Source organism: Bacillus sp. FJAT-42376, from assembly GCF_003816055.1.
Lineage (GTDB): Bacteria > Bacillota > Bacilli > Bacillales > Bacillaceae > Metabacillus_B.
In genome coordinates this window covers 1,640,083-1,656,629 of the sequence record NZ_CP033906.1, presented here as the reverse complement: position 1 = coordinate 1,656,629, position 16,547 = coordinate 1,640,083, and the positions used below count along the sequence as shown (strand labels likewise).

Here is a 16,547-nt window from a genome sequence, read left to right as displayed (position 1 = left end):
AAGCGTGATTTCCGGCCGGCTTGAGGAATAAAAAAAGAGCATAAGCCGTCTGCGGCTTATTGCTCTTTCGTAAAGTATGTCCAGCCTTCTTCCTGATAGACTCTTCTCTCTTTCATAAGATGGCCCAGCGCTCGCTTGAATGCAGCCTTGCTCATGCCAAACCGTTCTTTAATATCTTCCGGATCGGATTTATCCGAGTATGGCATCGCTCCATTGCGAAGGCCCATATAATCCAGAATTTTTTCAGCATCGGGATTGATGGCTTCCTGTTTACGCGGAAGAAGGGAAACATTAATGGATCCGTCTTCCTTCACATCAATGACACGCCCTTCAACGAGTTCTCCAAGACGGGGCTCTCTCGTCATTTGGCTTGTGTGAATAAATCCTTTATAGCCTTCCACTGAATAAAAGAAGCATCCTGCTGCAATATGACGGTACACGTGTCCGGAAACACTCTTATTAAAAGCTTCACGGGAAGCCGGTACAAATTTTTCACTGAAGACTTCTTCTGTCGCATGCCTTGCAAAGAAGCGGCCGTTTTCCGTGATTCTCATCGTGCAGTAGAGCTTATCCCCTTTTTCTGGCCACATCGGTCTGAACTCAGGAAGAATATCATTGGCAATCAGCGCATCTTTTGATAAACCGATATTCACGAACACTCCCATATGATCCACCGTGTCCACAGCTTCTACCCAATCGTATTCTCCTTCTTTCAAAATCGGCATTTTCATAGTAGCCGCCAGTCTATCCTCAAAATCGTGGAAGAGGAAGACATCTACATATTCTTTATCTTCAATCGGCTCTGTGATTTCACTGTCGTGAAGGAGAACTCTCGTCTCTCCATCCGTCAGGAAATAGCCGAACTCCAGACGTTCATCAATTTCTAACCGTTCATATGTGCCTGCTCTCACAAGTCACCTAACCTTTCTGTACCTCGTACATGTTGTATGGCATGTCTAATTCTACTATAATCAATTCATAAAGTGAAACTTCCATTCGGAAGGTTTTCATATGGGAGGAATGAACATGTCTAAGGAAAACTCATTTGACATCGTTTCAAAGATTGAATTGCCGGAAGTTCAAAACGCTATCGTCGTGGCTTTAAAAGAAATCCAGAACCGCTATGATTTTAAGGGCAGCAAGAGCGATATTAAGCTTGAAAAAGAAGACCTTATACTCGTTTCGGATGATGACTACAAACTCGAACAGCTCAAAGATGTGCTGATCAGCAAACTGATCCGCAGGGAAGTCCCTGTTAAAAACATTCAATACGGCAAAGTGGAAGGCGCATCCGGCGGTACCGTCCGCCAGCGCGGAAAGCTTGTCCAGGGAATTGATAAGGACAACGCTAAACGTATTAATTCCATTATTAAAAATTCCGGTCTGAAAGTGAAATCCCAGGTCCAGGATGACCAGGTGCGGGTAACCGGAAAAAACCGCGACGATTTGCAGCAGGTCATTGCGGCGATCAGACAGGCCGAGCTTCCAATTGATGTGCAGTTTATTAACTACCGGTAATTCCGGCCGCTCTAGGTGAGCGGCCTTTTCGTTATAAATAATGTTTCTTGAAATAATCTCTAAACTTGTGCAATTATTTCAGATTTCCCCGAAATAATCTCCAAACCTGTGCAATTATTTTAGATTTCCCTGAAATAATCTTCGAACTTGTGCAATTAACCCGAACAGGCACCACTTGCTCTCTGGAAGTGAGCGATTAGTCATAAGAATTTCCATACTGATTGTGAATGCCCTCCCATTCAATCGAATTAAATGTTCTTCGCCTTCATTTGCAAGGAACTTTAAGTCCAATTTGCAAAAAATTCCCCCTCCCCCTTGAATGTTTTCGCAAAATTAGGTAAATTGGGAGTAATCTATTTTCACACAAACCAATATCGTTCTTATCAAGAGAAGCTGAGGGACTGGCCCGATGACGCTTCAGCAACCGGTCATGCAAGTGTGCGTGCCAAGGTGCTAAATCCAGCTAAGCGAGATGCTTGGAAGATAAGAAGAAGACCGAATGTTAAAGCCTTCTTCTAAAAGAGGGCTTTTTATTTTAGCTCTGTTAACCAAGCCGGCAGCAGGAGTCCACCGCCTTCCAAGCCAGACTAAAGGCCGGAAAAATCTGCACAAGGCATTAACGAAGCCTTTATTTTTAGAGGGGGAATCATCAAGTGGGTTTTCTGGAAGATTTACAAAATGAAATTTTAATAGCAGACGGCGCAATGGGAACCCTTCTATACTCTCACGGCATTGACCGTTGTTTTGAGGAGCTGAACCTTTCCAGTCCGGATCAGGTTCAGGGCATCCATGAGGCTTACATTAAAGCCGGTGCACGCGTGATTCAAACGAATACATATGGCGGGAATCATATCAAACTGTCCCGCTATGGACTGGAAGATGATATTCGGGCCATCAACTCCAAAGCGGCCAGGCTTGCCCGGAAGGCGGCCGGTACTCACGCTTATGTGCTTGCCACGATGGGCGGGGTCCGCGCTTTCAAAAAAAGCTCTCATACGCTGGATGAGCTGAAACGCAGCTTCCGGGAGCAGCTGTACGTCTTGCTGAATGAAGACATCGACGGGCTTCTGCTTGAAACGTTTTATGACTTGGAAGAATTGCAAACCGTACTGGAAATTGCTCGAAAAGAAACGAATAAACCGATCGTCGCCAACGTGTCGCTTCATGAAACCGGGGTGCTGCAGGATGGGACTCCGCTTGAAATGGGTTTAAAGAATTTAGAAGCACTTGGCGCAGATGTCGTCGGCTTGAACTGCAGGCTAGGACCATATCACATGCTCGAATCTCTTGAGGAGGTTCCGCTGCTTGATCATGCGTTTCTCTCTGTCTATCCAAATGGCAGTCTTCCATCGGTCGAAGAAGGAAGACTTGTTTATGAATCCGATGAAAGGTATTTTGCAGAAAGCGCCCTTGCCTTCCGAAACCAGGGTGCCCGCCTGATCGGCGGCTGCTGCGGAACGACGCCCAAACACATACAGGCAATGGCGGATGCGTTAAGAGGACTTGCACCCATCAAAGAAAAATCGGTTAAGCTCCGCAAGCCCGTCACAGTTCATGAACGGCTCGAGCCTGCCTATCCCCCGCTCCACCAGATTGTGAAGGAGCGCCGGTCCGTTATCGTAGAACTGGATCCACCGAAAACGCTCGGTCTGGAAAAATTTTTTAAAGGCGCCGAGGAATTGAAAAAGACCGGGATCGACAGCATCACACTTGCCGACAATTCCCTTGCTTCGCCAAGGGTAAGCAATGTGGCAGTCGGTACCCAGCTGAAGGAAAAACATGATATGCGGCCGCTTATTCATTTAACGTGCCGCGACCGGAACCTGATCGGCCTCCAGTCTCACCTGATGGGCCTTCATTCCCTCGGATTGACGGACGTGCTGGCGATTACAGGCGATCCATCTAAAATCGGCGATTTCCCAGGCGCTACATCCGTTTATGACCTTTCATCCTTTGACTTGATTTCGCTAATCAAACAGTTCAATGAAGGGTTATCCTACTCAGGGAAAGCACTTGGGGGGAAAACGAATTTCACCGTGGCAGGAGCATTTAATCCGAATGTCCGCCATTTAAATAAAGCAGCCGAGCGTCTTGAGAAAAAAATCGCCTGCGGGGCTGATTATTTTATTTCTCAGCCGATTTACTCCATCGAACAGATGAAAGAGGTGCACGATGCGGTTAAGCATCTTTCTGCACCGCTTTATATCGGCATCATGCCGCTCACAAGCAGCAGAAACGCAGAATTTATCCATCACGAAATACCCGGCATCAAGCTTTCAGACAGCATCCGTGAAACGATGGCAAAAGCGGGCGGTGACCCCCTTCAGTCAAAGAAAGAGGGCATCGCGATTGCGAAAGACCTGATCGATGCCGCATTTGATTTGTTTAACGGCATTTATCTGATTACGCCGTTTTTGAAATACGAATACTCAGTTGAACTGGCAGAGTACATCCGGGAAAAAGAGAAGCAGCGTTCAGAAAGGGAGTTTTCACATGTCCACCATTCGTGAACAAATCGCAAAAAGAATTCTAGTATTAGACGGTGCAATGGGAACGATGATTCAAGATGCCAATTTGACCGCCGATGATTTTGGCGGCGAGGCTTATGAGGGATGCAATGAATATTTGATCCTTACAAGGCCTGATGTCATTTCCCGTATTCATGAAACGTATTTGCAGGCTGGAGCGGATATTATTGAAACCAATACATTCGGCGGAACCGCCATCGTCTTAGACGAATATGAGCTCGGCCACCTTGCGTATGAAATCAATTTCAAGGGGGCGCAGCTTGCCAGACAGGCAGCGGAGTCTTTTTCAACAGACGAGCGTCCTCGTTATGTGGCAGGCTCCATGGGGCCGACCACCAAAACGCTCTCCGTCACCGGCGGCACAACGTTCGATCAGCTGATTGCCAATTATGAAGAACAGGCTCGCGGGCTCATTGAAGGCGGTTCAGATTTGCTGCTGCTTGAAACGAGTCAGGATATGCTCAATGTAAAAGCAGGCTTTCTCGGCATCAAAGAAGCGTTTGCGAAAACAGGCAAGGAGCTTCCGCTAATGGTATCGGGAACGATTGAACCAATGGGAACAACGCTTGCCGGCCAGACCATCGATTCCTTCTATATATCGCTCGAGCACATGAACCCGCTCTCTGTCGGGCTTAACTGTGCAACCGGCCCTGAATTTATGACGGATCACATTCGCACCCTTTCAGACATGGCGGGCTCAGCGGTGAGCTGCTACCCGAACGCAGGTCTTCCGGATGAAGAAGGGAATTATCACGAATCCCCTTCCACCCTCGCCGCGAAAATCAGGGGATTTGCGGAAAAAGGCTGGCTGAACATTGTCGGGGGCTGCTGCGGAACGACTCCAGCCCATATCGAAGCACTGGCGGAAGCCGTAAAGGACCTTCCTCCGCGCCAAGTAAAAGAGCGGCTCACCCAGCATAGCGTTTCCGGGATCGAGCCTCTCGTCTATGACGACTCTATGAGGCCGCTATTCGTCGGAGAACGGACGAATGTCATCGGTTCAAGAAAATTCAAACGGCTGATTGCGGAACAGAAATTTGAAGAGGCTGCTGAAATTGCACGGCTTCAAGTAAAGAACGGGGCCCACGTGATTGACATATGCCTCGCCGACCCGGACCGGGAAGAAAACGAAGATATGGAGCAGTTTATCCAGGAAGTCACAAAGAAAATTAAAGTACCGCTCGTTATTGATTCAACCGATCATCTTGTCATTGAAACGGCTCTGAAGTATTCACAGGGGAAAGCCATTATCAACTCCATCAATCTTGAAGACGGAGAGGAACGCTTTGAAGCGGTGCTCCCCCTTGTAAAAAAATACGGAGCCGCTCTTGTCGTTGGAACCATTGATGAAACGGGAATGGCTACCACTGCCGAGAGAAAACTCGAGATTGCTAAAAGGTCTCATGAATTGCTTGTAAACAAGCATGGATTAAAATCCTCCGACATCATTTTTGATCCGCTCGTCTTTCCGGTCGGCACGGGGGATGAGCAATACATCGGTTCAGCAGCGGAAACGGTCAAAGGACTGGAACTGATCAAGAAGGAGCTCCCTGAGTGTCTGACCATCCTTGGTGTCAGCAACGTATCCTTTGGTCTTCCTCCGGTCGGAAGAGAAATTTTGAACGCCGTTTACTTGTACCACTGTACAAAGGCCGGGCTTGACTATGCGATCGTGAATACAGAAAAACTGGAGCGCTTCGCAAGCATCCCGGCAGAAGAAATCAAAATGGCGGAGAACCTCCTCTTCCATACAACCGATGAAAACCTGGCACTTTTCACGAACTTTTACCGGGAAAAGAAGAAAACTGTCAAAAAACCGGCGGAAACTCTTACACTAGAAGAACGTCTCGCCTCGTATATCGTTGAAGGCACAAAAGAAGGATTGCTCCCTGATTTGGAAGAAGCCCTCCAGCAATATTCTGACCCGCTTGATATTATCAATGGCCCGCTTATGGAAGGGATGGCAGAGGTAGGGGTGCTTTTCAACACGAATCAGCTGATTGTAGCGGAGGTTCTTCAAAGTGCGGAGGTCATGAAAACATCCGTCTCCTTCCTTGAACCTCACATGGAAATCAAGGATGACAGCGGAAAGGGGAAAATTCTCCTTGCCACCGTTAAAGGCGATGTCCATGATATCGGCAAAAATCTGGTGGAGATTATTTTAAGCAACAACGGGTTCCGGGTTGTTGATCTCGGTATTAAAGTCACACCGCAGGAAATCATTGAAGCCGTCCGCAGGGAAAAACCGGATGTGATCGGCTTGTCCGGCCTCTTAGTGAAATCAGCCCAGCAAATGGTGCTGACGGCACAGGATTTAAAGCAGGCGGAGATCGACACTCCCATCATGGTCGGAGGTGCGGCACTCTCAAGGAAATTCACGGATTATAAAATATCTCCTGAGTATCAAGGAACGGTGCTCTATGCAAAGGATGCCATGGATGGCCTTTCTCTCGCGAACAGACTGCGGCAGGACCCTTTGCAGTTCATTAAAAAGGAAGTTCCGGAAACCGTTCCGGCCGCAAGAGAGGTCTCTTCTGCTGTCGCGACCCTGCTGGAAAGACGGAAAACCGTTAGCGAAGCGCCGCTTTTCAAGCCGGCAGACTGCAAGCGGCATGTGGTGAAATCCATTAGCCTCGAGCACATTCTTCCGTACATTAACATGCAGATGCTGCTTGGCCACCATCTTGGTGTAAAAGGAAAAATTAAAGAACTGCTTGCCAAAAAAGATGAGAAAACGCTCGCGCTTAAGCAGCTCATTGAAGACCTGATTATCCAGGGAAAAGAAGAAAATTGGTTCGAACCCGCATTGGTGTATCAGTTTTTCCGTGCCCAAAGCGATGGCAACAAGCTTCATATTTTCTCTGAGGAAGGCACTCCGCTTGAAACATTTGATTTTCCGCGTCAGGCGAAGCTTCCGAACCGCTGCATCTCGGATTACGTACGGGACCAGAGCGAAGGAGAAGATTACGTATCATTCTTTGCCGTGACAGCTGGACGCAATGTCCGGGAAGCGGCCAGGCGCTTTAAAGAGCAGGGAGACTATCTGAAAAGCCATGCGGTTCAGGCACTCGCGCTTGAAATGGCAGAAGGCCTCGCTGAGCAGACTCACCAGCTCATCCGCGACCGCTGGGGCTTCCCGGATTCACCGGATTTCACGATGGATCAGCGGTTCTCCGCAAAATATCAGGGACAGCGGTATTCCTTCGGCTATCCGGCCTGCCCGGATCTGGATGATCAGGCTAAGCTGTTCCGTCTGATCCGGCCGGAAACAATCGGTATTGAGCTGACAGACGGATTTATGATGGAGCCCGAAGCCTCTGTTTCTGCCATCGTTGTCTCCCATCCCGAAGCAAGGTACTTTAATGTTATGTAATGGAATCGGCTGCGGCCGGTTCTTTTTTCCTTTAGGCTCTGTTAATTCCTGATGCTGATTGGAGTGGAAGGCGCGAAGCAGCGGGACAGGTGAGACCCCGCAGGCGCAAAGCACGAGGAGGCTCGCCGCCCGGTCATAAAAAGAAAAGCGCCTGCTGACTGCAGTCAACAGCCCGCGGAGATTTACTGTAAAAAACTGTCCGTAAGTCCCAGATTAGAATGTTTTATTTTCATTTCTTGGGGAATCATCAAGTATGAGCCATTATAGATTTTAGTCAGGAGTGGAAAAGATGAGCGGACAAAACGAGACAAAACAAACTTTGCCGGCACAGGAACAGGACGTTCAGCCCGGACAGGAAACTTTAATGAATCCAAGACCGAAATTTGCAGGTGATTTTTACAAAGGCAGCGGAAAGCTTGAAGGCAAAACAGCGATTATTACGGGCGGTGACAGCGGCATTGGACGCGCAGTAGCCGTATTTTTTGCCAGAGAAGGCGCTGATGTAACCGTCGCCTATTTGAATGAACATGATGACGCTGCGGAAACGAAGCGTCTCATTGAACAGGAAGGCCGCAGCTGCTTCTTGATTGACGGGGACATCGGCGATGAAGGTTTTTGTAAACAAGTGGTTCGCGAAACCATCATTAAATTCGGCAAACTCGATATTCTTGTAAACAATGCAGCGGAACAGCATCCGCAGGAAAATTTTGAAGACATCACTGCGGAGCAGCTGGAGCGCACATTTAAAACAAATATTTTCTCCATGTTCCATCTGACAAAAGCTGCCCTTCCGCATTTAAAAGAAGGAAGCTCAATTATTAATACAACATCCATTACAGCCTATGCAGGAAGTCCAGGCCTGATCGATTACTCCGCAACAAAGGGGGCTATCACATCCTTCACCCGCTCCTTATCAGGAAATCTGGTCAAAAAAGGTATCCGCGTTAACGGAGTAGCCCCAGGCCCAATTTGGACCCCGCTGATTCCGTCGACCTTTACAGAGGATAAAGTTGCCCAATTCGGTGCAGACACACCGATGCAGCGGCCGGGACAGCCGGAAGAACTGGCACCAAGCTATGTGTATCTCGCAAGCGCAGATTCCACTTATGTAACAGGACAGGTTCTGCATGTGAATGGTGGAAAAGTTGTAAACGGCTAGTAAACAAAAGCCTCCTGATAATATTTCAGGAGGTCTTTGTTCTTAGAATCTTCCTCTTATTAGGAAAGCAAAATCTTTCAAATAATTTAGCTTCAGATAACTATATTAAGATGTTAAGCTGACTACGTTATTCGCGAGATTAACAAAGGTTTTATGGAATTCATCTCTTGATTTCTCAGATGTATCCAATACTCTTCCTACCTGCTCAATCTGATCTGATGTTAACGCAAAAACTGGAACATTATATTTCTGGGATTGAGCTATTAATCCATTAAAATCTGCCATATTTGTTATGTTATATGGTTCTTCAGACAAACCCAACTTACTAAATTTATCTTCGTTAATAATCATGCCATTTTTTTTGAGAACTGGAACAAGATTTTCATTAACATTTGAGTTTATCCTATTAATCCACTGCTGAAAAGCTCTTGCTGGCGCGCCATTTCTAGGTCTATATCGTTGAAGGATTGTTCCAATAAATTTAGGTTTGGTTTCTGGCATTTTATAAACTGCATCCTTAAATACTGAATGTGAAGTTAAGGAATTGTATGTGTCATACCAACTTGGTATTACTTTGCTAAGTGAATTAATAGCCATATTACAAAAGTAATCTGGACTACACGGAACAATAAAGTAATGGCTTTGCATAAGGATATTAGAATTAGTAGCACTAACACTTGGACTCATGTCTATTAAAATATAATCAAATTTATACTCTTCACCTGTGATTCTTAATAAATGAGAAATTGCCCCGGGTATGTTTTGAGTCATTCTCAGACTACCTGTAAGCTCCTGTGCAATTCCAATTGATACATCAAACTCCGAGAAACCAATATTTCCTGGTAAGAGAAATAAATTTTCCCTTCCAGGAAATTCAAAACATTTAGCAGGTTTTAATGCAACAGGTTTACCTTCAAATACTGGATTTAGGCAACTTTTAATATCATCGATATTGCTATCATTGTAAAACTCTTCAAAATTATCATTGCCAGTTAAACTCAAAGATACTCCAGTTAGATTACACTGCGGATCAGCATCAACTAAAAGTACTTTTTTACCGAGCTCAGCTAAAATCCAACCTAAATGGAAAGTTGTTGTAGTTTTACTAACTCCACCCTTGTGATTAAAGAACGATATTATTTTCACCATACTTTTATTCTCCACCTATATAAGAATTTTTTACCGTTTTAACATGTCGGCTTTTAAAAAACATTAACAACCTTATAATTACTAGATTGTATAAATCTAAACCTCCTAGTTGAATGTTATCTGATTATAACGATACAAATTATCCTCGGCAACTCTGTGAAGATTACGGAGGGTTAGTCATTACGCTTCTTTAAGATTTATTTCGTCCCTTGCTTTACAGGACTGCCGCTTGATGACTTTATGCGGAATAATAATCCGTCTTGCCGGTTCCGCCGGGTACTCAATCGTTTGGATAATGCTTCTTGCTGATTCACAGCCCAGCTGGAAAATGTTAATGTCGACGGTTGTGAGCGGAGGCTGTGAAAGCTCGGCCATCATAATATTGTTAAACGACACGACGGACACATCTTCCGGAACGCGGATTCCCATCTTAAACAGCATTTTCAGAACGCCGACCGCCATGAGGTCATCCGCTACCACAAGGGCTGTCGGCGGTTCGCTTAGTCCGAAAAGTTCTTTAACGGCTTCCTGTCCGCCTTCCTTCAGGAACTCTTCGTGGACGATGTATTCATCTTTATACGGCAGACCGGCGTTACGGACCGCTTTTTCATAGCCAAGAAGCCGGTCAATGGTAACAACGAGATTTAAGTCGCCGCCAACAAAGGCAATTTGCTGGTGCCCGCTTTCAATTAAATGCTCCGTTACCTCTTTTGAAGCGCGGTAATTATCATTATCCACATGTGTGATTTCATTGATATCTTTAAATGGTTTTCCTACGACAACGAAAGGAAATTCCTTTTTGCGCAGGAAATGGGTGAGTTTGTCATCTACGCTGGAATAAAGAAGGACAATTCCATCGACTCTTTTCCCTTCCACCATGTGAACGACGCCTTCAAAAATTTCCTCTTCGGTTTCACCTGTTGACATATACAGCGCATACTGCTTTTGATGAGCAGCTTTGCTGATTCCCCTTATGACTTCCGGGAAAAAAGGATTCTGAAACGCTTTATCTGCAGAGCTCGGCAGAACGATGCCGATGGCCTGCGTAGACTGGTTAGCGAGGCTTCGCGCAATAAAATTCGGGTGGTACCCGAGATTTTTCATTGCCTCCCGCACACGTTCCTTCGTCCTGTCGCTGATTCGAGGATTGTTCGCAATCACCCTCGATACCGTTGATGGCGCCACTTTTGCCAGTTTTGCCACATCTTTAATAGTCGCCATTTTCCCACTTCCTCTCTCCCACCACAATCCTTACCTAAAAAGAAAATGCTTACATTTCTTCATACCGGACATCATTTTATCATTCTGTTATATCATATTTCATCCCTTGAAACAAAACCGTTACTGGACCGGCCTTCTTCTTCTTCTGCCGGCTGCATATAAAAATCCAATAAACAGGATCGGAACGGAAACCGTAGCGGCAATGATGCCATAGTGGGGACCTGTCGGATCCTCCATCTTGAAAACCTCAGCCGTTTCCCTGTTCAGAATAAGCTCGTACTTCCCGCCTTTTTCCTTTACCATTTCTCCGTTGATATAGCCATTCAGTTCTTTTGCTTTCGCAAGCTGATCAGAAGGAATCTTCACTTTTGCTGTCTGATCGGAATTGTTAATGGCAATGACAGCCGTTTCTCCCTTATACGTGCGTTTAAAGACCGTCATCCCTTTTTGATCGTACAGTTTTTCCATATCCCCATAAACCAGCGCTTTTTCATGACCGCGGATGTTATTAAGCTTCGTAATATATGAAATCAGTTCTTCATCTGCACGGAAATCCATCATTCTTCTGTTATCCGGGTCTTCTGCGCCATCCAGGGCAATTTCACTGCCGTAATAAACGATCGGAATGCCGGGTGCGGTAAAAAGGTAGGTTAATCCCAGCTTCCACCTGATTCCGGGGGGCTCCTGGTTAATGAGCGCTTTCCTTGTAAAACGGATATTATCATGATTATCTAAAAATGTTCCGAGCAAGTACGGTGATTGATAATAATGCTCATTGCGTTTCCATACATCAATGAGCGGACCGGCAGATTGTCCGGATTTAGAAAAAATTTCAGAAGCTTCTTCGTAAAATGGATAATCAACAAAAGAATCAATACCAGTTTTCTCATATTCAGCCAGGTATGCCGGGTCATCCGACCAAACCTCGCCAAGCAGGAAAAAGTCTTTCTTTACCGACTTGACTTCTTTGGAAAAGTCTCGCCAGAAATCCTTTGGCACATGGCGGACGGTATCCAGTCTGTATCCATCGATATCGGTTTCGCGGATCCACCATTTCGCTGTATCCAGAAGATATTTCCTTGTATCCGGATTCTCCTGATTCAAATCCGGCAGACCGTAAAGCCAATTGTTCTCGAGTTCGTCCTGGTTCTCCCAGTTCGTAATTTCTTTTTGTTCGTGAAACCAGTCTTTTTTCCCGGGATCGTTCAGCCATTTGTGGGTTTTACCCGTATGATTCACCACAAAATCCAAGAGAACTTTTATGTTCCTCTTATGGGCTTCCTTAACGAGTGTTTTAAACTCCTCCATCGTGCCGAAATGCTCGTCCGTGTTTCTGAAATCTGAAATCCAGTAGCCGTGGTAGCCCTGTCCTTCATTATCAAAAACCGGGGTCAGCCATATAGCGGTAAACCCCATATCCTTGATATAATCCAGCTTTTTCGTAATCCCTTTAAAATCCCCGCCATGGTACGCAGCGGGATCTTCACGGTCCGCATCAAAATCGTTCATCGGGTCTCCGTTTGCAAACCGGTCCACCATAAGAAAATAAATTCGTTCATCCTGCCATCCTGACGCATCTTTTTCTTCTGCTGCCGCTGCCGGCCCGAGCGGCAAAATCATCAGGAAAGCCAGGCAAGCCATTATCCACTTTGTTTTCATAAAATGACCATTACCCCTTTGTTTTCTCTTCAAAAAAAGGCCCGGGGAAAGCACGGGCCTTTGCAGCCCTTTTCTCCGAACCTTTCTTTCGATGCTTATCCTTTTGTTCCTCCAGCTGTAAGTCCTGAAACGAAATATCGCTGCAGGGATAAGAACAGAATAGCGATTGGGACAGCGATCAGAACTGAACCTGCCGCAAACTTCGTAAACTCTGCTCCAAATTGCTTCGCAACCATATCATAAAGACCGACAGCCAATGTAAAGTTTTTCTCTGAACGGAGCAGAACGCTCGCAATAATAAAGTCTGTCAGCGGGGCAATGAAAGAGAAAAGCCCGACAACTGCGATGATTGGCTTGGCAAGCGGCATGACAATCTGGAAGAAGATTCTCAAGTGGCCCGCTCCATCCATTCTTGCTGACTCATCTAATTCTTTCGGGATGGTATCGAGATATCCCTTCATTAAATACGTATTCATCGGAATTTGTCCCCCTACATAAACAAGGATCAGTCCGAAGTGTGAATCAAGAAGCCCGGTAACAAGAGCCAACACATAAATGGCAATCAGGGCCGCGAAGTTCGGGATCATTTGAAGAATCAGGAACGTCATCAGCCCGTTTTTCCGGCCGACAAAGCGGTAGCGGGAAAACGAATAGGCTGTCAATGAAACCATGATCAGGGTTAAAAGCATGGTCAGCACACTGATTTTCAGCGAGTTCCAGTACCAGAACAAGTAATTGCTCTGTGATGTATCAAACAAAGCCTGATAGTGCTTCAGAGAAGGATTCTTCGGGATGATGGTGGATCCCGATAAACTGTTGCCAGGGTTGAAAGATGATCCAACGACCCAGGCGACAGGATACAGAATGATTGCAAACATGATCAGGATGACGAGGTAGGATAAGGTTAGTCTGACTAATTTCTGCTGTTTTCCGCTCATTACATCATATCCTCCTCTTGGAATGATTTCGTTCTTCTAAACTGCCAGATGGCCACGATGATGACGATGGTGGAAAGCATCAAGGTAATGGCAGCCGCTTTTGAATATTGTGCGGATGACATGGTAAGCCGGTAAATCCAGGAGATCAGGATATCGGTAGAACCTGCATTTTGCTCAGCTACAGCCGGTCCGCCGCCATTGAACAGGTAGATCACGTTGAAGTTGTTAAAGTTAAATGTATATTGAGTGATGATAATCGGTGCCGTAGAGTACAGGACAAGCGGAAGCGTAATGCCTTTGAACTTCTGCCAAGTGTTCGCCCCGTCTACTGTTGCAGCTTCATACAATTCATCCGGAATGGATTGAAGAACACCAGTCGTCATGGCAAAAATGAATGGGAAACCAAGCCAGCATTGGATAAGGATGAGCGCGAGTCTCGAATACATCGGTTCTGTCATCCAAGGAATGGGATCGATTCCAAACATTGAAAGGATGTCAATGTTGATTGCTCCAAATGACTCATTGAACAATCCTGCAAAAATCAGAATGGACACGAATGATGGAACAGCCCAAGGCAAAATGAACACCGTACGGATAATGGCTTTTCCCTTCAGATCTTTTTGGTTCACAAGGATCGCAAGGAAAATTCCAAGGCCTACTTGCAGGGTAGTTGCTCCAAACGTCCAAACAATCGTCCAGGCAAAGACTGAGAAGAAGGTCTGGCGCCAAATATCAATTCTGAAAATATCCACAAAGTTCTTGAATCCTACCCAATCCACAAGCTTCGCTGGCGGAGAATGGTATAAATCGTAATTTGTGAAGGAAAGCAGGACGATAAAGATTATCGGCAAAATGACCACAAAAGCGAGAAGCATAAACCCTGGAGACATAATCAAATATGGGAATCCATTGTCTACAAGATTGCGGTATTGGTCTTTAATGGAGCTTAAAGGGATGTTCAGATCTCTTTTTTGCCCATTTTTATAAGCATCGCGAATGTTTATAGCGTAGAAGCCCAATCCAAACGCTAAAATGAAGAGTGCAATTATTCCATAAACTAAAAGGAAAATAGAATGATCTCTTGGCACTTCGGTTCCGAGAGTCATGAGCCCCCATATTCCGATATCGAGCATATCCCATGAAACAAACAGGAAGGATGCTGCAATAACTAGAAATACAGCTGCTTTAATGTATTGCTTGTTATACGCTTGACCTAATCCAGGGATGATGGAAAGGGCTGCTGCCTTTTTTCTGTGGCTGGACTGGTAAACAAGCTCTGCTGGTTCTTGGTTTGGCTGGTAAGCTAAATCTGCCATGACGGTATTCCCCTTTCTTTTAGCAGAACAAGGCCTGCTGCTGACTGATCAATTGAGCTTGTTTTTGGAAGAGCCAGGCTCTTAGGGAACAGTAAGCCATTTGATTTACTGTTTCTTAAAAGCCTGCTCCTCGGAGCTGTTTTTTTAGGAAAGGAAGCAGTACCCCTAAGCAGAGGTACTGCTTCTCATGTGTGCTGCTTATTTAGAGTGGTTCGCTTTGATGTTCTGCTCAATTGCTTTTGTTGCTGCATCAAGAGAAGCTTTAGGCTCTGTTTTGCCTGTTACAAGCGTTTGAAGGTTGTCAGCCATTGGCTTCCATACTTCACCCATTTCAGGGATGTTTGGCATTGGGATACCTACAGCAGATTGATCTGCTACTGCTTTAGCTTCAGGATTGTCAGCGATAACCGGATCTTCAGCAAGAGCTTTTACCGGTGGAATTTCGAATGTTTGCTCATAGCGTGCTTTTGCTACGTCTTCGCTTGTTACGTACTCAATGAATTTTGTTGCCCATTCCTGGTTTTTAGAGAATGCACTTACATGCCATCCTTTAACACCGACGAATGTTTTCATAGGCTCGCCGTTTGCGAATTTAGGAAGCGGTGCTACACCGATGTCAATTCCAGCATCTTTATAAGATTGGAATGCCCATGGTCCGTTCATTACGTAAGCTGCTTTGCCTTCATTGAAAAGTCCGTCAAGAGCGGATCCGCCGTTTTCACCGATGATTCCTTTCGGGAAAAGACCTTCTTTGTAGAACGATTGAATGAATTCTGCACCTTTTACAGCGCCTTCATTGTTAAGACCAAGATCCTTTGGATTTGGCTTGCCGCCTTCATCTCCGAATACATAGCCGCCCATTCCGCCGATAACAGCGTTTGCAAAGTAGAAGTTATCGAATAGAGCAAGGAAACCGTATTTGCCGCCAGCAGTCAGTTCTTTTGCTTTTGCCTGAAGGTCTTCCATTGTTGCAGGAACTTCAGTTGCAAGCTTTTTGTTATAGATTAGGACAGGCGTTTCAGTAGACTTTGGAAGTCCGTAAAGTTTGCCGTCATATGTTTGAGATGTAATAGAAGACTCTGTGAACGCATCTGTTACTGCTTTGTCAACAGTAAGAGGTGCAATCAGCCCTTCTGTTGCTACCTGGCCAATTTGGTCATGTGGAAGTGTTACAACGTCGGGACCTGTTCCAGCCGGTCCGTCAAGACGAAGCTGATCACGCATTTTTGTTGCCATTTCAACTTCTTTAAATTCAATTTTGATACCGTTTTCTTTTTCGAAATCAGCAGCTGCTTTTTCTAGCCATTTGGATTTATCTTTATCTTCCCAAACAATTAGTTTTTCCGGTTTTGCTGCTTCTCCGGATTCGGATTTACCGCCTTCAGTTGTTGATGTTCCCTTTTTCGCGTCTGGTCCGCAAGCAGCCAATACGCCGATAAGAAGAATTACCATCATGAATAAGGACATGACTTTCTTCATTCTGACCCCTCCTAATATGGTTGTCTAGTAAAATAGTACGATTAGTATGTACAAGCGTTTGCACGTTCTGTTCAAAATATAACGCTTTCACTTAAGCGCTTGCATTTCTGTGAAAACGATTGCACAACCTAAATCTTATTATAGCGCCTAATTAGGTTTTGACAAGCACTTTTCGAAAAAATTTTTGCACATTTCGAAAAAACCGCA

11 protein-coding genes and 1 riboswitch are annotated in these 16,547 nt (G+C 45.4%); of the genes, 4 read left to right on the top strand and 7 right to left on the bottom strand.

Going from position 1 to position 16,547, the window contains the following annotated elements:
* Positions 1–56: 56 nt before the first annotated feature.
* Entirely contained in the window at positions 57–911 is an 855-nt protein-coding gene (locus tag CEF21_RS08355; protein ID WP_123915079.1) for a CvfB family protein, read from the bottom strand.
* Between the two features lie 115 nt (positions 912–1,026).
* Between CEF21_RS08355 and CEF21_RS08350 the strand changes: the two genes are divergently transcribed.
* The 4 genes from CEF21_RS08350 to CEF21_RS08335 all read left to right on the top strand — a co-directional run bounded on the left by CEF21_RS08350 (position 1,027) and on the right by CEF21_RS08335 (position 8,578).
* A complete protein-coding gene (locus CEF21_RS08350; protein WP_123915076.1) occupies positions 1,027–1,518 on the top strand; it encodes a YajQ family cyclic di-GMP-binding protein in 492 nt (163 codons plus the stop codon).
* 377 nt (positions 1,519–1,895) lie between these two features.
* Positions 1,896–2,008: riboswitch (SAM riboswitch) on the top strand.
* A 163-nt stretch (positions 2,009–2,171) separates the two neighbouring features.
* Positions 2,172–4,028, top strand: a complete 1,857-nt coding sequence (locus tag CEF21_RS08345; RefSeq protein ID WP_123915073.1) for a bifunctional homocysteine S-methyltransferase/methylenetetrahydrofolate reductase — start codon at positions 2,172–2,174, stop codon at positions 4,026–4,028.
* Entirely contained in the window at positions 4,012–7,419 is a 3,408-nt protein-coding gene (metH, locus tag CEF21_RS08340; protein WP_123915069.1) for a methionine synthase, read from the top strand. Before CEF21_RS08345 ends, metH begins: the two co-directional genes overlap by 17 nt.
* Before the next feature lie 289 nt (positions 7,420–7,708).
* Positions 7,709–8,578 (top strand): SDR family oxidoreductase, encoded by an 870-nt coding sequence (locus tag CEF21_RS08335; RefSeq protein WP_123915066.1) that lies wholly within the window; start codon positions 7,709–7,711, stop codon positions 8,576–8,578.
* Positions 8,579–8,683: 105 nt separating this feature from the next.
* Here the strand turns inward: CEF21_RS08335 and CEF21_RS08330 are convergent, their stop codons facing one another.
* The 6 genes from CEF21_RS08330 to CEF21_RS08305 form a co-directional block, all read right to left on the bottom strand.
* Entirely contained in the window at positions 8,684–9,727 is a 1,044-nt protein-coding gene (locus CEF21_RS08330; protein ID WP_123915063.1) for a ParA family protein, read from the bottom strand.
* 180 nt (positions 9,728–9,907) lie between these two features.
* Entirely contained in the window at positions 9,908–10,948 is a 1,041-nt protein-coding gene (locus tag CEF21_RS08325) for a LacI family DNA-binding transcriptional regulator (protein ID WP_123915060.1), read from the bottom strand.
* Between the two features lie 120 nt (positions 10,949–11,068).
* Positions 11,069–12,607, bottom strand: a complete 1,539-nt coding sequence (locus CEF21_RS08320; RefSeq protein WP_123915057.1) for an alpha-amylase family glycosyl hydrolase — start codon at positions 12,605–12,607, stop codon at positions 11,069–11,071.
* Positions 12,608–12,702: 95 nt separating this feature from the next.
* Entirely contained in the window at positions 12,703–13,545 is an 843-nt protein-coding gene (locus CEF21_RS08315; RefSeq protein ID WP_123915054.1) for a sugar ABC transporter permease, read from the bottom strand.
* The gene (locus tag CEF21_RS08310; protein WP_123915051.1) at positions 13,545–14,861 is read right to left on the bottom strand and encodes a sugar ABC transporter permease; all 1,317 of its coding nucleotides are present in this window, start codon (positions 14,859–14,861) and stop codon (positions 13,545–13,547) included. The genes CEF21_RS08315 and CEF21_RS08310 overlap by 1 nt, the downstream gene beginning before the upstream one ends.
* Positions 14,862–15,059: 198 nt before the next feature.
* Entirely contained in the window at positions 15,060–16,340 is a 1,281-nt protein-coding gene (locus CEF21_RS08305; protein WP_123915048.1) for a sugar ABC transporter substrate-binding protein, read from the bottom strand.
* Positions 16,341–16,547 lie beyond the last annotated feature (207 nt).